Below are 19,109 nucleotides of genomic sequence, written 5' to 3'. Positions count from 1 at the left end.
CTACTTTGAGGGGATAATACCAGTTACGGGCTAGTTTAAATCTACCAATTAATAAGTATTGCTATTGCGTCAGCCCTTTAGCCTGCAGATAGGCTCGCTTGTATTCAGCCGCTTTTTGGGCAATCAAGCTGTAATCCTGCTGCTTCAAAGCCTCACTTGTCAGATCTGAACCAATACCGACAGCGATCGCTCCCGCCTTGATCCATTCGCCAAGATTATCAAGCGAAACACCACCGGTCGGCATGATATTCGCCTGCGGGAGCGGGCCCTTGATCGCCTTAATCATCGACGGGTCATACAGGTTGCCTGGGAACAGCTTGACGATGTCCGCACCTAGTTCCAACGCTTCCTGGATCTCCTTAATCGTCATGGCCCCAGGCATGACTGGAATCCGATAGCGGTTGCATAGCATTACGGTTTCCCTGCTCAGACACGGCCCAACAACAAATTCGGCACCATTCAATATCGCAGCACGCGCGGTTTCCGGATCAAGTACTGTACCTACACCGATAATGGCATAGGAGGATGGGTCTTCGGCGTCCCATGAATATTTGCGCGACAACGTTTCAATGGCCCGCAGTGCAAACGGTACGGTCATCGTCACCTCGATTACTTTGATGCCGCCGGCTATGGCTTGTTCAGCCATCTCCACAACCTGCTCCGGCGTTTCACCGCGCAGGACCGCGACCACGCCCTCTTCCGCTATTTTTTGAATCAACTGCAGTTTCTTCATCCTTACTCCTCTTTTCTTATCGAAAGTTACACAGAATACAATTCAAACGTACATTCCGCTCCGTTTATCATTTTCACTGGACTGCCTGAAGCCATATGTTTCAAACATAGTTGATCTTCAGTCGTCCATCCTGTATACGCTACCTCAAGCGCTTCGTTTGTCTTGAATTCCGGCTTCTGCTCAGACATACGTCGTGCGAACGCCGCCATTTCTTCGATTCCCCTGTGCTCCGCATCCCGAACGGACACCGCCTCTACGGTTAGAGCAATGTCGTCGCCACGGCAAACGACCAGATGATATCCGGACTGTTCCCTAATGTCATAAGTCGTCCCAGGGCTCAAATGGATGGCAAAATAAACCTCGTCTACCTTGCCGTACAAAGCTTCTAAATCGTACAACCATTCCCCTTCCGGTAGAACGCCGACAACTTCTCTGCCCCCGGCATCAGCTGATTCAGACAGCGGATATAGAGCCAACACGACATTTTTGTGATACAGCACCTCCATCCACTCGCTTTGGTGGCGGGGATCGCTTCCAGAAGGCTCATATCCCTCCCCCGGGTGAAAGAAGTACAGCTGATTCACTTTGCCTTCGGTGCGGACAGGGAGACTGTACATCCAGCGCAGCTGCTCGTTGTCGAACTCAAGAACCCGTTCCCACAATCCTCCCACCGCAAAATATTCCGTCACATAGGCATAGGAATGCAGCCGCCGCATCTCGCCTTCAACCGATTTCATCACCGCCTTGCGCACTTCCGTCGGTTCGCTCCGATTTAGGGCAAGCTGCCGTTTCGCTTCCGGTGCTTCGTAGAATAGAAAACCGGCATACTCCGTGCGCGGCATCTCCTCCGGCAGGCTGAAATCACCGAACTGAACATAATCGTGAAGCACATTACCATCCCTCGGTGCATCGTGAGGCCATCCCCTGGAGTGGGCTCCTACCCAGGACCCTTTCAAATAATAGAGCGTGCGCAAGCTCCACAGTTCATCCAATAGTTCACGAAGCTCCTGCTTCAATTGCGGATCCTCCACCAATTCCAGCGTACAGGTGAATGCCTGCGTCCAATGCCAGAACCACGGCAGACACCCGTACTCTGCCATACCGTCCTGGCGGAGCACAGTCAGGGTATCCCTAAGACTTTGTTTTCCGTCCTCCAAAAGCTCCTTATCACTGAAACGCTGGCCGAATATTAACTTGGCCGCCGTATACTTAGCCTCATGATGGTTGCACACGGTAAGCGGCTTGCGAAAAAATCCTCCATGATATATGTGCTCCAGCGCAGTCTCAAACTCCCTCGCCAGTCCTTCACTCATCTCACTTTCAAACTTACGATGGAAGTAAACCATCAAGCTCCCCATCAATTCTACCGGCAGCACATGTGGACTCGCCGCTTCCGGCTCAGGCTCCAGGTTCAGCGGCCAGTGTCCGTACATCGGGCTCTTTGCATCCCTATTCTGCAGCCGCAGCACACGACCTAAAACCTCCTCTGCCAGCCGTTTACCTTCCTGCCGACTGAACTGCGGATCATGCTCAAAGTCTAACGAAGCTGCAAACAGATAGGAGGCATAATAGAAGTTGTCACGCACATCACTATGAAACCACAATCCGCTAGAACGCAGAGGTTTACTCCATGCTTGTTCCGCAACGTTTCGAACAATCAGGCTCATTCTCTCTTTATATTCGTTCATAGATACTCCTTTCCCAATCCGATGAAAATTCTGCTTCCCAACACTAATGTACGATAAAAACAAACAAAAATAAACCTATTTGAACTTATATATACATAGCGAACCAAAATATACAATCGAAAAGGTGAATTTTTGATTAAAAACGTATAGGTTTCTGACATTATCCAACTGGACTCCTACTTTAGGAACATACGATAATAGCCCGGCCAGAGAATCTCTCTGGCCGGGTTATCCCGAAAAGGATGAACCGTAAATCCTGTCGTAATGGACTACTTGTCTTCTTCGTCCTGAACGAAATTAAGCACAGCTTCGTCCACTGCCGCAGTCTGACCAAGGTCCGGTTGATCAGACAGTTTAACTTCACAAGATTCGGGTCGGCCATGCAATTCAAAAAGAACCAGCTCATTTTCCCCTTTCCGCAATAAAGGACCAGGAATATACAAGGCCTTCTGAGGCCCGGCGTTCCAGTACCGGCCAAGATTGAAGCCATTGATCCAGGCGACACCCTTTGTCCAGCCATCAAAGCGAAGAAACGTATCTCCGATGTCCTCCACTTGAAAGCAGCCGCGGTAAAAGCCGGGCAGTCCTGCGCTTGCCGACTCTTGCATGGACAGTTCTTCCTGCTCCACCTGACCTTTATCCGTAACCGGTTTATACGAGAGTGATGCCAACATCTCCGGCTCAAGCGGCAGGGGCTGAATTGTCCAGTCATACAGGAACTGGTTATCGATTCTCACGCCTTCCGTGATTCCCTTGGGATCGCGGATCAGCGGTCCGTAATTGATCCGGCCCATGTTCTCAACGAGAATATCCAGTCTCGCTCCGTTTGCTGGTACACTTATATCGAGCGACCCCGAATTCCATCGTTCGATTACGCCAAGCGGCTGACCGTCCAGAAATACCTGGGCGCGATCACGAACCTCCTGAATAAACAGCTGCTGTCCTTGCCGCGGTCCCTGAATAAATGTGCTGTACAATATAAAACCATAGGACTGTCCGAATTTTTCCATCGGCTGGATCGATACGCTTTTTATCGGTTCTGAGAGATGCTGCAGATTGGCATCCGTAAACAGTCCGGCCATCTCAGACAAAGCTACCTTTCCATAGGCTACCTTGGGAATCGGCTCCGGGAAGTCACAATCTGGGTAAAAGCCATGCTTGTTGAGCACTAACCGCACCGCCTCATATTTCTCCGTCTTATCTCCCCATTCTGTCAAAGGGGCATCATAATCATAGCTTGTCGTTGTTGGTTCATATGTCTTTATGTGATTCGCCCCACTGTAAAAGCCAAAGTTGGTTCCACCATGGAACATATACATATTAATCGAGGAGCCCTTCCCGAGCATTTCATCCAGTACGCCGGCGACGTCCGCCGCATCCCGCACATGATGATCCTCCATCCAGTGATCAAACCACCCGTTCCAGAATTCCATGACCATCAGCGGCTCATCCGTACGATATTCACGATATTTGCTGAAGGATTCTTCTACCCGGGAACCGAAATTCACAGTCGCGTGCACATGGTCAATTGACCCGCCTAACAGCATTTCGTCGGTTGGCCCATCGGACGTAAAGAGAAGCACATCAACCCCGCGCCGCACCAGTCCTGCGCGCAAATACTCCAGATATGCGTGATCGTTGCCATAACTGCCGTATTCATTTTCGACCTGAACGGCCAAAATCGGCCCTCCGTTTGTTGACAGCAGCGGAACCAGTCTTGGGATCAGCTCATCGTAATAATGATCCACCTTGCTTAAATAGAGCGGGTCACTGCAGCGAAGCTGAACTTCTCCATAACCAAGAAGCCAACCCGGCAAGCCTCCAAACTCCCATTCCGCACAGATGAACGGGCTGGGTCTGACTATAACGTACAGGCCCAATTTCCCTGCTAATTCGATAAACGAACCGACATCGGCCATACCGCTAAAATTAAATTTCCCTTCTTTGGGTTCGTGCACATTCCATGCGATATAAGTTTCAACAGTATTAAAGCCGCAGGCCTTTAATTTTAATAGTCTGTCTTCCCAATATTCAGGAACGACACGGAAATAGTGAATCGCTCCCGATATGATCCGGTACGGCTGACCGTTCAGCAAGTATCGTCCGTTCTTCCAAGTGAGCACTCCCATTACAGATCTCCTCCACCCATGTTATAATCCAAGGTTTATTGCCCGCAGCGATAAACCGCTATTTTATTGATTTTCGGACTTGCTGCCGATTCCAGTACCCGCAAACGCACCTTGTCAGCAGTTACTGGAGAGAACGCATCGATTTTCTTGTGACCGATCGCGCTGCCGCGTGTAAGTTCGTGCCACTCCCCATCGATGAAGGCTTCCAGCACATATTGACTGATCCGTTCCCCGTATGCAATTTCCTCCATGACAATAACATGGTCGATCACACATGCTTGAGGAAGGCTCAACTGGGTGACCTCTCCCGATCCCGAGCCTTCGGCCAGAGCATGACCAAACCGACGCTCAATCTCTCTGCCAAACTCCTGTAGCCGCTTTACATCTGCTTCCGGAAACAGCCCCCGCGGGTCCGGAGCGACATTGAGCAGCAAAGTCGCCCCGTGTCCAACCGAGCGATAATAGATTTCCATTAACTGATCAAGAGACAACAGCAAATGTTCTTCGTCCGGATGCCAGAACCATCTGTCTTTTCGGATGGGAACATCGCATTCCGCGGGCACCCAGTCCGGCGTCTCCGGTAGCCACTTCAGCGATTCTTCGCTGAACATGCTGCCCCTCGAAGAATCGGCCGTATTCCAGCAAGGATACGGAGCTAACCCATCCTCATTACCAACCCAACGGATCGTGGGCGCACCCATATTAAACACCATGGCGCTTGGCTGATGTCTTTTCACAAGATCCATGATTCGAGGCCAGTCATATTCACGGCCTTCCGACCCTGCGCCGTCAAACCAGATTTCCACAAGCGGACCATAGCCCGATAAGAGCTCCTCCAATTGTCTGCAATAAAAGTCATCATACTGCTTCGGGTCTGCATAACACGGCTCGTGCCTGTCCCAAGGGGATACATAAATACCGAAGCCGATGCCCTCTTCCCGGCAAGCTTCCGCGCATTCTTTTACGACATCGCCTCGCCCCTCCTTCCACGGACTCGAGGCTACGGAGTATTCCGTTGTTGCCGTCGGCCACAGGCAAAAGCCATCATGGTGCTTGGCCGTCAATATGAGATAACGGAATCCGCCTTCCTTCGCGGACCGGGCCCACTGTTTGGCATCCAGGCTGTCCGGATTAAACAAAGAGGGATCATCCTTACCTTCCCCCCATTCCTGGTCACAGAACGTATTGATTCCAAAATGGCAGAACATCCCGAGCTCCATGTCCTGCCAAGCCAGCTGCTCCAACGAAGGAACAGCAAGCCGGTCTTTAGGCTTTCTTGTAATTGCCATGCGTTTTCCCTCCCACTCTCTACCGTCGTCGTAATAAAAAAGGGCTTTGGGGAAGCCGGTTTATTGGCCCCCCGAAGCCCGATTCCTACCAGGATTCTCTACTTTGTGCTATCTCTGTTACTTAATAACGCTTTTTTCGTTAATGATTTTCGTTGCCTCATCGACCATCCATTTTTGAACCTCATCAATCGGCTCATTGCTGAGCATATATTTCGCAAAGCCATCATCAATGATCTTGGTCAATTCTGCTGTAGACGCGATCATAACTTTGGCCGCATCCAGATATTGGATTTCATCACTAAACAGTGTATATTTCAACGAATCCATATCGTACATATCCTCTTTACCTGCAACCAGCTTCGTCAGCAGATCCTCGTTATTCGCCTTCTTGTAACCAGAGAACTCAAGTCTGTTGTCGGAATCAGCTGTTGTCATGAATCTCATAAGTTTGAAGGATGCATCCTTGTTGGCGGAATTGGCGCCCATCGCCAGCATATTACCGCTGGTGAAGTATTTTCCTTCATACTCTTTAGGTTCCCAGCCAGCAGGAGGCACAGGTACAGGAGCGAAGGCTGTTTTGAATTCATGCGGATATTGCTCGGTATTGCCTGGGTCAGCGATCGTAAAGTTGCCTGTAAGAATCATAGCAGCTTCTTCATTAAAGAATTCAGTACGGTAGTTCAGCTTAGCAGCAAGTACGTCACTGTAAGGTTTAGCCGACTTGTCCTTCTCCTCCATGTCTTTACGGAGCTGGAAGAAATACTTGTAAGTCGGATCGGACAGAATAGTTGTTCCGTCCTCATACACAAACGGATCTTTCATCATGGTTTGGGCCGGAGCGTTCATATAAAGCTCCCATGTATGGAAGTAAGTTCCATAACGCTTGTCAACGCCTTCACCCTTGGTCATTTTATTAGCGTAGTCGCGGTAGTCGTCCCATGTCCAACCATATTTCGGTACCTCAAGTCCCGCTTCATCCAGAGCATCCTTATTGAGCATGACATAGTTCGTGCTCTTGGTGTACTGCATTCCATAGTACTTGTCGCTTAGCTTAGGATTTACAAAGTACTCATCTTCCGGAACCAGACTTTCCTTCTCATAGAGCTCGTTCAGAGGAGCAAGAGCTCCACGTTCAGCCCGTTCGAGAACTCCGCCCAAGCTTGGAAATTGAATAACATCAATCGTTTCACCGGAAGAGATCAGGAAATCAAGCTTTTTCAGCATTTCCACGGAATCGCCGGGAACCAGAACCACATGTTCAACCTTGATTTCCGGATTTTGATCCATAAATTCCTGGAGCATGGCATCCGTTCCAGCCTGTTGAGCTTCGTTATCCCAGTTGTAGTACTTGATGGTGGTAACCTCTTTGCCTGACTTGCTGGCATCCGCATCTGACCCGGAGTTTCCGCAACCGCTTAAAATCAGGGTGCTTGCCAGGATCGTGCTAAGAATGACGGATAATCTGTGTTTGACTTTTTTCTTCATCTTACTTCCCCCTGCACAGATAAATTAGTTGTGGTGCTATTTCCATGTTCATTATAGGCACCCGCGAGACCAATCAAGTGCACAATTTTGATGTTCTATGATCACTTTTTTGACTTTTGCGTATACTTTTGATCTCTTTTTCATTAAATTTGTATCAACCTTTTACCCCGCCTAAAGCGATACCATTTATGACTTGCTTTTGCAATACGATGAACACGATGACGAGCGGAATGATCGCCGATACTGCTGCCGTCATCATGATGGCATAGTTGTTGGTGTAGTCATCACGGAATAGTGTCATACCCAGCGGAATCGTGTATAAATCCTTGTTCAGCAAGAAGATGAGCGGATTCTGATAATCGTTCCAAGTCCAAATGAACTTAATAATCGCTACCGTAGCAAGCACCGGCTTGCATAGCGGAACAATAATGGAAGCAAATGTCCGCAGATGACCCGCTCCGTCAATTCTGGCCGCTTCCAAATATTCATCGCTGATCCCGATCATAAATTGACGCAGAAGGAACGTGAAGTAAATCGAGAACATACTCATGAAGATGATAGCCGCATGTGTATTGTAGAGACCAAACCAGCGAATGAGCAGAAACCGCGGAATCAGCGTAGCCTGATCGGGAATGATCATGAACGAGAGCAAGGCCATAAAGACGATATTCCGTCCTTTGAATCGAATTTTCGTTAGAGAATAAGCTGCCATGGATGAGATGATTAGCGTGATTAAAGTGGTGATAATTGCTATTTTAAAAGAATTAAAATAGAAATCATAGAAGGGAACCTTTCCCATCCAAACCGTCTTGAAATTGTACGCCAGATTCACCTTTTCCGGTATCCATTGAATCGGGAAACGCATAACATCCTTCTCATATTTGAAAGCCGCGGAAATCATCCAGATAAGGGGAACGAGAAACACGATGGACAATGCCCCCATGAAAAGGGTAATTACTGCTTTGGACATGTTATTTCGAAGCAACTGCATGTATATTCCTCTCCCTCTTTATTCTTCATTTCTCATTTTCCAGGTGAGCGCGGTAATCAGCCCGATAATCGCGAACAGCAGCCAGGAAATGGCCGAAGCGTATCCCATATTGTAATATTTAAAGCCTTCCTCATAGATACGGAATACGAGCACGGTAGAAGAATTGTTCGGTCCGCCTTCCGTTAAAAAGGCGATGATGTCAAACACTTTAAACGAACCAATCAACATCGTAATCAACAGGAAGAAGGTTGTTGGACGCAGCATCGGAACCGTAATCGCAAAAAACTTTTTAATCGCCCCGGCACCATCAATATCCGCCGCTTCATAAATCTCATTCGAAATGTTCGTGAGACCGGCCATATAGATAATGATCGTATAGCCAAGGCCCGCCCAGGAACTGATAATCGAAATCGCCAAGAGCGACGTTTTCGGATCGACCAGCCATTTCGGCGGATTGCTGATCCCGATATCCATCAGAAACTGGTTGATCGGTCCCAGCGATGGGTGGAATAATGCACTCCACACCGCAGCAACTGCGATAATCGAAGAAATATAAGGAATGAAGAACGCAACTTTAAAATAACTTTTGAAGAACACACTGTTGTGAATCAAAACCGAAAGCACCAGGGCGATGGCAATCGGGATTGGCACCGTAAGAACCATATAGATCAAATTGTTCTTTACCGCTTGAATAATGGTCGGATCATGGAACATCTTGATGTAGTTATCAAATCCGGTAAACTCAATCCCCTTGACACCCGACAGCAGATCCCAATTGGATAAGCTCAAATACAAAGAAAATCCAAGCGCAAATACGTTTAATAGCAGCATCCCGATGATTTCCGGGGCAAGAAACAGCCACCCGATTAAAGCCTCTTTCCGCTTGGGAGTCCAAAACTTCCGCCGGCTCTTTGGCACTGGTCGTTGTACAGCCTCCATGAAGCATCACCTCAACAATTTGTAAGTTGTCATTATAGTAATACATTCGACCTCATCAAGAAGGAGGGATTATGACCAGCCATGTGCAAGATTTTGACCTAAAGAAAGCCCCGCAAAGTGGAGCCTATGCTTCGATGTTTATTCCAAATACTTTGCGGAGACCCCAAAACATATAAATGCGAATACATTATTGCTAACGCTTCGTAGAAAACTCATACATTCTTAAATCTTAAAAAGCCGCCCTTGCCAGGCGGCTTGCTGCTGTAAATGTGAATTGAACTGTAGCGCTCCACTTATTTTCGCGCCGTGTACTTCGCTTTATATTCGCTCGGCGTGCTCCCCACGTATTTTTTAAATACTTTTGAAAAATACGTCCGATCCGAATAGCCGAGTCCCATGGCCAGAGATTCCAGATTTTGTCCGGACATTCTGAGCTTTTTGGTGGCAATCTTCATTTTGTATTGATGCACGTAATCCGTGAAGGTAAGCCCCGTCAACCGTTTGAAATATCGTGAAAAATAGCTCGGGTTCAAATACAGATAGCGTGCCATGTCAATCGACGTAATGTTATCGTCAAGATGCTGATCGATATACTGCTGGATCACCTGCAGCTTCGGTTCGTTCGTGGTACTCCCCATTCCCGTTCCCGTTTGCCGGGCTCCCATCATCTGTACAAGGTTACTCTCCACCAGTTCCATCATATCCTCCAGTCTGCGAGATAAAGCAAGGTAGGCGAACAGTTCCTCTTCGAATTTCAAGCTGGAGAACATCAATTCAATACTGCGAAGCATGGAGGATAAATCCCTGGCAACGTCACCCGGTTCAATCGACAACTCTTTCGCGGATGTGGCGATCTTCTGTAACGTTGTGCGTATACCGTCCAAATCCTGCTTGATGAGCATCCGTTCCAGCTCCGAAACATAGCTGTCAAGAAACCGCTGAGGCGCATTTTGAAACCATCGGGACCTGATTTGCGAAACTTCAGTTATCGTAAAGTCGGCGGTATTCTCATAAAACTCGTACTTGCCATGAAGAATTTCCTGATAAATCGAACCTATCGAGCTTAATTCCATTTTATCCGTGACTGTTATAACATTCGGTTGAATTTTGAGAAAATTAACACACTGGTAACGCAGCCGCTGCAAGTAGTTATGAAGATGCAGACTAGCATTCTGTGCTAGATTGAGACGATAGTTATATAGAATTACGATGTTCCCCTGCTCCATGAACGGCGTAATCCCTTCATATAATTCAGACAATTCCGCCGCGATATTATAGACAGCGTATAAAATCAGTGGAAACTCCGTTTGTCTGAAACGCTTGTCAAAGCTGGGAAGCTGAATGCTGACCAACCCCATCATAAACCACGGATAAGTCCAAGCGATTCCGATCTGCGCCGCATAAGCCAGAGTTGTCTCAGACGGTGAGCCATTGATTACCCTTTGCAGCAAATCTTGACGGTAAAGCTGACTGTTGTAATTCGCCGTCTCGCGCTGAATCAGACCGGATCGCTTCTTTAACAAATGCATGGATTTGCCGAGGCTCTCCTCCAACTGCTCCGCTGTAAGCTGATCCTTAATCAAATAGTCATCCGCTTGCAGTTTTACGGCTTGCTGGGCGTAATGAAAATCCTCATGACAGGTTAGGAAAATAATCCGTACCTCCGGCTTCGTGCGAATAAAATGGTCCGCGAGCTCAATGCCATTTTTTTGCGGGAGTCCAATATCGGTAATGACAATATCCGGCTGCACTTCCTCAAACATGTGCAGGGCTTTGGCGCTGGAATACGTACTGCCGGCAATCTGCAGATTGTTTGCCTCCCAGTCAATCATCTGTTGTAGTACCTTAAGCATAGGAACATCATCGTCTATGAGCATTACTCTATACATTATTCTTCCTCTCCCTCCGGTAGAAAACCGTGATGATGACTTAGGGGCAAATACAGTGAAACTGACATTCCTTCATGCGGAAGGTTGGCGAGTGTCAAACTCGCTTCCTGCCCGAAGGTCAATCGGAGTCTCTGGACTACATTCATAAGACCGACTCTCTCATACGATCCATCTTGCTCTTCGCTTGGTCTACCCAGACTCCGGTTCAGAGATTTGAGCATTTCTTCATCGGCCCAGGCACCATTGTTTGTAATCTCAATCCTGATACCACCGGGGTGGAGCTGGGATCGGATCTCAATACACGGAGTCTGATGATCAACAAGTCCGTGGACGATGGCATTCTCAACGATCGGCTGCAATATAAGTTTTGGCAAAATGAGCCCTTCGGTTTCCGGATCCAGATTGACCACTAATTGAAGCGGGATTTCGTTGCGGATTTTCATGATGTCGACATAATGGGCCAGCAGCTTGCATTCTTCGTGTAAAGTGGCAGGTTCATTGACCTTGAGATAAGCTCGGAGCAAACTCATTAAAGAATCAATAATCCCGCTGTGAAGTGTATCCTTCGTCAAGATCAGGCTGCATTTAATCGAATTCAATGTATTGATCAAAAAGTGAGGACGGATTTGCATAAACAAGGCTTCAAGCTCCATCACCCGCTTCTGTTCCTGCTCCTGTTCGATATCGTGAATCAGATGCTCTAATTGATCCAGCATCGTATTCAGTGTCTGTCCCAATTCGGCGATATCGTCCTTGCCCTTGACCTCCAGTCTGACATCCAGATTTCCCATTCCGAACTGGCGTACCACCCGCTGCAGCTTGAGAATCGGACTGTGCAGCCTTTTGGCGATCAGGATGGACATCCCGGAAAAAACGAGAAACAACAGAAGAACTCCGGTAAGACCGGTATAAAAGGTCCGGGAGATTGGCCCTGACCACTCTTTCTCCGAAGCTTCATAGGTCAGCTTCCAGTTCGATTTCAGAATCGTTCTATCCATTCGGACACTACCCTTGGTCTCCGTCTGTTGCGGGATCAGCCCCTGATGGCCTGCAATGTATTCCCCGTTTGTATCAAAAAGAGTCACCTTGCCAAAGTCGATCGTATCCAGCAGCCTGTTGAAGTATGTATCGGAAATAGCACTAAGCAATACGGACACTTGCCTCTTCTCGCGAGTGTCATAGATGACCCTGGCAATATAGTAACTTTTACCTTGACCTTTCGAGTTGCCACCCGTCATTCCAATCCATTGCAGGGTTTCCGGTTTATTGAGATCGACACGCTCCATCAACTTGTCGACACTTCCGTTAATCTCTGTCATATCCTCCGTCCCGGATGAGATAACGAAATTCTGCCGGTTGACCAAGTACATGTGAACGTTATTGTTCAGCGGCTTGGAATTAATGAGGGAAAACACATCCTGAATCTGTCTAAAATGTACATAATCCTGATAACTAGCCAACCGCTTAGTGTCTGCAAATGACCCCAGGATATTGCGAACATTCTTATCGTTCACGATGAAATGGGAAGCAAACGTAACATCGTCAATCGTCTTACTCAGCTCATTCGTCATGACGTTTAGGACATTCTCGTTGCTGAGCTGAAGCTTCTCTACCATCGTATCCCGGATCAGAACAAACGAAATGATAGAAACGGCTATCAGCGGAATAAAGATCAGCACAAGAAACGACAGCTGGATGCGTTTGTAGAAGGTGAATTTGAACATTTTTCTTCGCGCCTCTCTTTATGCTCTTGTCCTCTTTATTCTATCAATCCTCTCAGCTGGAAGCATTCATTAAATGATGACGGTTACTTTCCTTCTTTCTCCTAGGAAGGTCATCAGCGCAACCTCTCCGAAAATCTGCATACCCTCCACCACATATGAATCATAATGACCGGACGGTGGACGGTGACTAACAACGAGAATAAACTCCTCTTCCATTCCCGGGAGCTGAACCCCACATGCCTCAGCTTGCCCGTCATGAACCCGCTCACCCGTATGGCGATATACGGGTACCTTACGGACTCGCGGAGAGGTTGTCTCCCCTGGACGATGAGGATAAAGAACCTGCATGATGCTGAGCAATCCTCTCCCTATTTTGGAATAAGTTGCATTCGAATTCGGTTCGAGCAAGTTATATTCACGGGATAAGACGCCCTCGCCCACTTCCCCACACAGGTCAACTATGTTTACGGGGATGATTGAGAGATTCGCTTCTCCAAGGGTGTGTGTTCGGCAAATCATTGAAGCCGCTTCCATCATGACTTCTCCAGGCGGGTGTGGAAAATGAAAATGCTGAGTCAGGGTGTGCTGCTCAAGGCAAGTCAGACTGTCGATCAGCAGCCAAAAATACGGCTTGATAAAGATAATCCTTCTACGAGGAATCAACGGTTCACTCCCATAAAGGTAGCCGTCATGTGCCCCCTCAACATAGTCAAAGTCAGGCCTGCTGATCCATTTGCAGCCCAGCGGCCCAGCAATCCGGTCGTAAGACCAGGTGTCCTTGATCCCGGTAAACCCGATCCCATCGACGACCGTTGTGTTGTGGGCGGAGCTCTCTTTTAACGCTTTTCTGAGCGGTGTATGATCGCTATAATTGTATCTTCCAGAATCGGTGAGCAGATCACGGCCGTAGGCATGGAGATCAATATGCAGCATATCAGCGTGCCCGTGTCCTCCCCCGAGCGGACCGCAGTGAAAATAAAGGTACAACGCTTCTTCGTCCCAGCCCGTTCGCATCGTATAATGACCGGAATGGGTAAAAGCCCAGCTCCGGGACGGCGGCTCCCCGGGTGCCATCGCCTCGTAATCACGGATTCCCTCCATGCCGAACAACCACGCATTATCGTAATCCGGCCGAGCATGACCGCCAAAGCGCAGAACGGAATCCTCGAATAACCAGGCGGCATATGTCAGAATGCCACGGATATCGCTATCGTCGCTGTCTCCCAGCATCGGCTGCCTGTGATTCGGCTTCGCCCAATATAATGAGGCTGTCGCCATCTCGCGAATGGTTTGCCGAAATGAACCGTCAAGCTCAACCCCGTTAAGACTAGCGAGGTGAACGCAGTCAAGATAACAGGCCAGCACCTCATGATGATACGTTGGCGATTGCTCCCAGTGGATGCCATCCGCCATAACCTGGAGCCTTGCCGTCTCTTTCAGTCTCTCTTCCCCTAGTACCCGCCAACTTGCCGATTTGCTGAACTCGGGGAAGATCAGTGCAATATGGTATAAACCGCAAGTCTCCAGGACACCCCAGTTGCTGATATGCTTCCAGCTGGTGAAGGAAGCGGCAAGATACTCTCCGTGCTCGTGAAGCGAAATCAGCGCTTTCACGAGCACGGGTGGAGTCAGGGATGGACTACCGATGATGTATCGCAGTGACTTGATCCAGTTCACGCTGCGCAGACCCGCCTCGATCGGGCGCCAAGTCAACGTATCCGTCGTAGGTTCTTCTGGGACAGGATTCCGATCGATCCAGTCTTCAAGCTGGCAGCAAAATGTCTCCGCATACTTCTCATCACCTGTCATCGCATACGCTTGTCCGAGCGCCACCCAATAGCGGTGGCGATTGAGCATATAAGCCCACTCCACGTCTTGATCGGGGATATGGCACCAATCAATATCACCGTCAAATGTAACGGGAACTACGCTCCGTTCCATATCCCACGGAAAGCGGAACAGGAACGTCTGCTGTACCACCTCATTGGCCGTCTTCATTACGGTTTCCAGTTCATCTGCACAGTATTGCTTTACATAATTGGTGATATTCTGCTTATCCTCACTGCTCATCCACCATCCAGGTGTCTTTCGGAAAGAGAAGTATTCATGCAGCTTATTCAGCACATCAGACAGATGATCTTGATTCTCTGCTTCCTGCATCGGACCAATTACGGGATTCTCCGGATTCCAAAGCGCCCAAACGGCATTCACCAAAGCTTTTGTCGCATCAGCGTTCATACCAGTACCCCTTGTTTTCAGTCTCCATTCGAATCAAGGCTTCCAGGTAAAAATAATCCCCCCAGATCATGAAATCATCCGGTGACAACCCTCCGCGCACATGATAAGAACCACGCTGCAGCAGACCCTCTGCCTCTTTGCCGATGGTAGAATAATTTCGTACCAGCGAGGTCATGGAATCCTTCAGCCCTTGTTCAAAAGCGGCTCTGTCCGGATCCCCCTCCTCCAAATGTCCAATCAGTTCCAGCAAGCCCGCTGCCACGATGGCTGAGGCCGAGCTGTCTCGATACGTATCAGCGGTTACGGGAGCATTAAAGTCCCACAGGGCGACATGATCCTCCGGTAAGTGCTTAAGGAAATACCTCGCCATTCGTTTGGAAGTTTCCAGGTATACAGGATCTCCAGTATATTGGTAAGCCAGTGCGAAGCCGTATACCCCCCAGGCTTGTCCCCGTGTCCATGTCGAACCGTTCGTATAACCTTGGTGCGTCGCACCTCCAATCGGCTCCCCGGTTTGCTGATCGAAGAAGAAGGTGTGGTATGAGCTGTCATCTCCCCTTACCAGATAGCGTCTTGTCTTTTCCGCCTGCATGATTGCAATGTCCCGATATTGGGACTTACCGGTTTGCTGTCCCGCCCAGAAGAGGAGTGGTAGATTCATCAAACAATCGATAATGATGCGGCCGCCCTCCTGTTCATCTCCTTCAGGACCCCATGCTTGAATATATCCTCCACGTGAACGCCAACGTTTCAGCAGCAAGTCCGCAGCCTGAAGCGTCAACTCGCGGGCACTCTCGTCCTTCTCAACGATCCACTGTGCTTTGGAGGATAAGGAATACAGAAATCCGATATCGTGATGATCAAGCACCTTCTTTTCCGCAAAGCGCTGACGGAAGTCTTCTACCGTTCGTACTGCTCCCAATCGGAAGGCCTCGTCACCTGTGTATTCATAACATAGCCAGAGAAGACCGCTCCAGAAGCCGTTCGTCCAATCATCGTTGTCATTCAGCAAATAAGCCCCATCCCTGCTAACGTGGGGAAATCTTGTCCCAAAGCTATCCATGTTCTTCCGAATTTTCTCTACGGCATCTTTAATCGCACTGCTCCACATACCCTCGTGCCCCCTTCAAAACGTTCTGATTACGATTCATGATAGGGGGAGTCACCCGGATCTTATAGAGGCTATTTTTGCCTTGATGTGCACTATTTTGACTTTTGCGTGCCTATGGCGGTAAAAATGGAACAAGCCTGTTCCTTTTCGCTCGAATCCAGCCAAAAAAAACGATCCGAGGTAACCTCGAATCGTTCCGTTCTGCAGACCGATAGGTCTAGCCGTCGTACTTCTTCCACTTTCTGATTTTGGTTCTGAAGCTTTTGAACGGTGCGACGGAATTGATATGCAGCCATTTCCACATCGGCCAGTTGGCACTGGTTACCGTCCACTTGCGAACACCCGAATGAAATAATTCTTCCTCACTCAATTGGCTAATCCATTCACACCATTCTTCCGTCCTCTGCTTCAACAACGAACGTAATTCTTCCAAAGAATATCCATCATACGTATGATAGAATTGCTGATACAGCGCCCCCAATTGATTCCATTTATAGTCAGGGGTTGGCGTCGTAACTTCTTTACCCGCAAGTTCATCCTTCTCCCAGCTCATCACCAGCATTAGCCATCCAAGCTGATAGGCGATCATTTCTTGGGGTGTTCTGTCCACTTCGCCAATACGAAGATTCCTTTTATCCTCTGGAACATCATCAAATTCTTGGTCAAAAAGCCTGTACGTCTTCTGGATTTCAGTGATTAAAGCTTCTTTGCTCTGGTACGTTGGCAACGGGACTCTCCCCTTCATCTTTCCATGTTCCGCTTAACAGGTATATCCAAATGATACCATGCCTAAGCATCATGAACGGTGAAGAAAATCATCCAATCCCTTTTCTTATTTCCTAGTCTCGATCTCACTCTGAAGCCGTTCAATCACTTGGTCAATGGAGCTTTCACCAAGTTCGCCCTCGCCCCGTTTACGGACCGATACATGATCGGAGTTCATTTCCTTTTCCCCAAGGACTAATGTGTATGGCGTTTTCAGCAGACCTGCTTCGCGGATTTTATATCCCAGCTTTTCATTTCTGACATCGACGTCCACCCGTATGCCCGCATTATCCAGACGTTTCTTCACCTTTAACGAGTAATCGATATAGTGATCCGACACTGGAATGATCATGACTTGTATGGGAGCAAGCCACATTGGGAAAGCCCCAGCGTAATGCTCTGTAAGGATACCAATAAAGCGTTCGATCGATCCAAAGACTGCTCGGTGGATGACAACCGGTCGATGCTTCTGGTTATCTTCTCCTATATATGATAGATCGAATTTTTCTGGGAATTGAAAATCCAATTGAATAGTACCGCATTGCCAGCTTCGTTTTAAGGAATCCAGGATATGAAAATCGATTTTCGGCCCGTAAAACGCTCCATCTCCTTCATTAATCCGGTATGACAGCCCTTGTTGATCCAATACCTGCTGCAGGGAGGACTCCGCCTGTTCCCACAATTCTTCAGACCCCATGGAGTCTTCCGGTCTTGTCGATAACTCTATTGTATATTCAAAGCCAAATACTTGATAAACCTGGCTGATAAAATCGATAACCTGCTTAATCTCCTCTTGAATCTGGTCAGGTCTGACAAAAATATGAGCATCATCCTGGCAGAATGTCCGCACCCGCATCATGCCATTCAATGCGCCCGAGAATTCATGTCGATGTACCTGCCCGAATTCTGAAATTCGAATTGGGAGCTCCCGGTAGGAATGCAGCGAATTTTTATAAACTAACATATGCCCCGGACAGTTCATTGGTTTTAATGCATATTCTGTCTCGTCCACCTGGGTAAAGTACATATTATCCTTGTAATGATCCCAGTGTCCGGACATTTCCCACAATCGTTTGTTCATCATCAGCGGAGTGCGTACTTCATCATAGTCGCGATGGAACTGAAGCTCTCTTGCGAATTGTTCCAGTTCATTGCGGATGATCATCCCATTAGGTAAGAAAAAGGGCATTCCCGGCGCCTCTTCGGAGAACATGAATAACCCCAGCTCTTTTCCCAGCTTGCGATGATCCCTTTTTTTGGCCTCTTCCAGGAAAAATAGATGTTCCTCAAGCTGCGACTTTTTGGGAAACGCTGTACCGTAGATTCGTTGCAGCATTTTATTGTCCGAGTTCCCCCGCCAATAGGCGCCTGCCACACTCATTAACTTGAATGCCTTAATTTTGCCTGTTGAAGGCAGATGAGGCCCCCTGCACAAATCAACGAACTCGCCCTGCTGATAAACGGAAATGACCTCGTCCTCCGGCAGCTCACGGATCAATTCCATTTTATACGGATCTTCTTTGAACAGCTGTTCAGCCTCCTGGCGACTGACCTCTTTGCGTACGATTGGGAGATCTTCCTGAACGATCTTCTGCATCTCCCGCTCAATGACAATCAAGTCATCATTCGTAAGGGAATGCCCCAGATCCATATCATAATAAAAACCATCCTCAATAACGGGCCCTACACCGAGATGTACCGACGAGCTGCCATAGATCCGTTTAACAGCCTGGGCCATCAGATGGGCCGCGCTATGTCGATAAACGTACAATCCGTCATCGGAATCCAGTGTAACGATGCTGACTTTTGCATCATGAGACAGCTCATACTCCAAATCCACGAGCTTCCCATCCACTTTGGCTGCGACGGCCTGTTTCAGAAGTCCTGCATGAATGGATTCCGCGATTTCCTTCATCGTCGTTTGAGCAGGATACTCCTTTTTACTTCCATCTGGCAGTGTAACTACGATTGACATTGCTATCCCTCCATCAAATTAAGATTGAACGCAAAAAAACACCCGGTCCCAAAGGGACGAGTGCGTTCAGCTCGTGGTTCCACCCTAATTTGATCCGGAAAGGCAAGCATTCGCCAATGCAGCATGCTCTTCTTCGGATCCTCATTCAGACAT

At 48.3% G+C, this 19,109-nt stretch carries 13 protein-coding genes; all 13 read right to left on the bottom strand.

The features are described 5' to 3' along the window. Positions 1-61: 61 nt before the first annotated feature. Positions 62-733, bottom strand: coding sequence for a bifunctional 2-keto-4-hydroxyglutarate aldolase/2-keto-3-deoxy-6-phosphogluconate aldolase (locus ABEQ74_RS14715; RefSeq protein ID WP_430122910.1), 672 nt, complete (start codon positions 731-733; stop codon positions 62-64). A gap of 26 nt (positions 734-759) precedes the next feature. Further along, positions 760-2,421 carry a hypothetical protein gene (locus ABEQ74_RS14710; protein ID WP_430122909.1) on the bottom strand — a complete coding sequence of 554 codons (1,662 nt, stop codon included), beginning with the start codon at positions 2,419-2,421 and terminating at the stop codon, positions 760-762. A gap of 269 nt (positions 2,422-2,690) precedes the next feature. Further along, positions 2,691-4,550 carry a glycoside hydrolase family 35 protein gene (locus tag ABEQ74_RS14705; RefSeq protein ID WP_430122908.1) on the bottom strand — a complete coding sequence of 620 codons (1,860 nt, stop codon included), beginning with the start codon at positions 4,548-4,550 and terminating at the stop codon, positions 2,691-2,693. 35 nt (positions 4,551-4,585) lie between these two features. After that, positions 4,586-5,839, bottom strand: a complete 1,254-nt coding sequence (locus tag ABEQ74_RS14700) for an alpha-L-fucosidase (protein WP_430122907.1) — start codon at positions 5,837-5,839, stop codon at positions 4,586-4,588. A 117-nt stretch (positions 5,840-5,956) separates the two neighbouring features. Further along, a complete protein-coding gene (locus tag ABEQ74_RS14695; RefSeq protein ID WP_430122905.1) occupies positions 5,957-7,324 on the bottom strand; it encodes an ABC transporter substrate-binding protein in 1,368 nt (455 codons plus the stop codon). A gap of 154 nt (positions 7,325-7,478) precedes the next feature. After that, positions 7,479-8,315, bottom strand: coding sequence for a carbohydrate ABC transporter permease (locus tag ABEQ74_RS14690; RefSeq protein WP_430122903.1), 837 nt, complete (start codon positions 8,313-8,315; stop codon positions 7,479-7,481). An 18-nt stretch (positions 8,316-8,333) separates the two neighbouring features. After that, on the bottom strand, positions 8,334-9,254 hold the full coding sequence (locus ABEQ74_RS14685) for a carbohydrate ABC transporter permease (protein WP_430122901.1): 921 nt from the start codon (positions 9,252-9,254) through the stop codon (positions 8,334-8,336). Between the two features lie 293 nt (positions 9,255-9,547). Continuing rightward, entirely contained in the window at positions 9,548-11,143 is a 1,596-nt protein-coding gene (locus ABEQ74_RS14680) for a response regulator transcription factor (RefSeq protein WP_430122900.1), read from the bottom strand. Then, positions 11,143-12,867 carry a cache domain-containing sensor histidine kinase gene (locus tag ABEQ74_RS14675; RefSeq protein WP_430122899.1) on the bottom strand — a complete coding sequence of 575 codons (1,725 nt, stop codon included), beginning with the start codon at positions 12,865-12,867 and terminating at the stop codon, positions 11,143-11,145. Before ABEQ74_RS14675 ends, ABEQ74_RS14680 begins: the two co-directional genes overlap by 1 nt. Before the next feature lie 69 nt (positions 12,868-12,936). Next, complete coding sequence (locus tag ABEQ74_RS14670) at positions 12,937-15,105, bottom strand: alginate lyase family protein (RefSeq protein WP_430122898.1); 2,169 nt, start codon at positions 15,103-15,105, stop codon at positions 12,937-12,939. Then, positions 15,095-16,216, bottom strand: coding sequence for a glycoside hydrolase family 88 protein (locus ABEQ74_RS14665; RefSeq protein WP_430122897.1), 1,122 nt, complete (start codon positions 16,214-16,216; stop codon positions 15,095-15,097). Before ABEQ74_RS14665 ends, ABEQ74_RS14670 begins: the two co-directional genes overlap by 11 nt. Positions 16,217-16,433: 217 nt before the next feature. After that, on the bottom strand, positions 16,434-16,943 hold the full coding sequence (locus ABEQ74_RS14660) for a ClbS/DfsB family four-helix bundle protein (protein WP_430122896.1): 510 nt from the start codon (positions 16,941-16,943) through the stop codon (positions 16,434-16,436). A 105-nt stretch (positions 16,944-17,048) separates the two neighbouring features. After that, positions 17,049-18,956 carry a threonine--tRNA ligase gene (gene thrS, locus ABEQ74_RS14655; RefSeq protein ID WP_430122895.1) on the bottom strand — a complete coding sequence of 636 codons (1,908 nt, stop codon included), beginning with the start codon at positions 18,954-18,956 and terminating at the stop codon, positions 17,049-17,051. Positions 18,957-19,109 lie beyond the last annotated feature (153 nt).

The sequence above is a fragment of the Paenibacillus solani genome, assembly GCF_050475945.1.
In the GTDB taxonomy this organism is placed as follows: Bacteria; Bacillota; Bacilli; order Paenibacillales; family Paenibacillaceae; genus Paenibacillus_AQ; species Paenibacillus_AQ solani_A.
This window is presented reverse-complemented; position numbering and strand designations above follow the sequence as displayed.

Bases quoted from the DNA above. Each gene is read 5' to 3' on its own strand.
- ABEQ74_RS14715 (WP_430122910.1), bottom strand. From the start codon at position 733: ATGAAGAAACTGCAGTTGATTCAAAAAATAGCGGAAGAGGGCGTGGTC.
- ABEQ74_RS14710 (WP_430122909.1), bottom strand. From the start codon at position 2,421: ATGAACGAATATAAAGAGAGAATGAGCCTGATTGTTCGAAACGTTGCG.
- ABEQ74_RS14705 (WP_430122908.1), bottom strand. From the start codon at position 4,550: ATGGGAGTGCTCACTTGGAAGAACGGACGATACTTGCTGAACGGTCAG.
- ABEQ74_RS14700 (WP_430122907.1), bottom strand. From the start codon at position 5,839: ATGGCAATTACAAGAAAGCCTAAAGACCGGCTTGCTGTTCCTTCGTTG.
- ABEQ74_RS14695 (WP_430122905.1), bottom strand. From the start codon at position 7,324: ATGAAGAAAAAAGTCAAACACAGATTATCCGTCATTCTTAGCACGATC.
- ABEQ74_RS14690 (WP_430122903.1), bottom strand. From the start codon at position 8,315: ATGCAGTTGCTTCGAAATAACATGTCCAAAGCAGTAATTACCCTTTTC.
- ABEQ74_RS14685 (WP_430122901.1), bottom strand. From the start codon at position 9,254: ATGGAGGCTGTACAACGACCAGTGCCAAAGAGCCGGCGGAAGTTTTGG.
- ABEQ74_RS14680 (WP_430122900.1), bottom strand. From the start codon at position 11,143: ATGTATAGAGTAATGCTCATAGACGATGATGTTCCTATGCTTAAGGTA.
- ABEQ74_RS14675 (WP_430122899.1), bottom strand. From the start codon at position 12,867: ATGTTCAAATTCACCTTCTACAAACGCATCCAGCTGTCGTTTCTTGTG.
- ABEQ74_RS14670 (WP_430122898.1), bottom strand. From the start codon at position 15,105: ATGAACGCTGATGCGACAAAAGCTTTGGTGAATGCCGTTTGGGCGCTT.
- ABEQ74_RS14665 (WP_430122897.1), bottom strand. From the start codon at position 16,216: ATGTGGAGCAGTGCGATTAAAGATGCCGTAGAGAAAATTCGGAAGAAC.
- thrS (WP_430122895.1), bottom strand. From the start codon at position 18,956: ATGTCAATCGTAGTTACACTGCCAGATGGAAGTAAAAAGGAGTATCCT.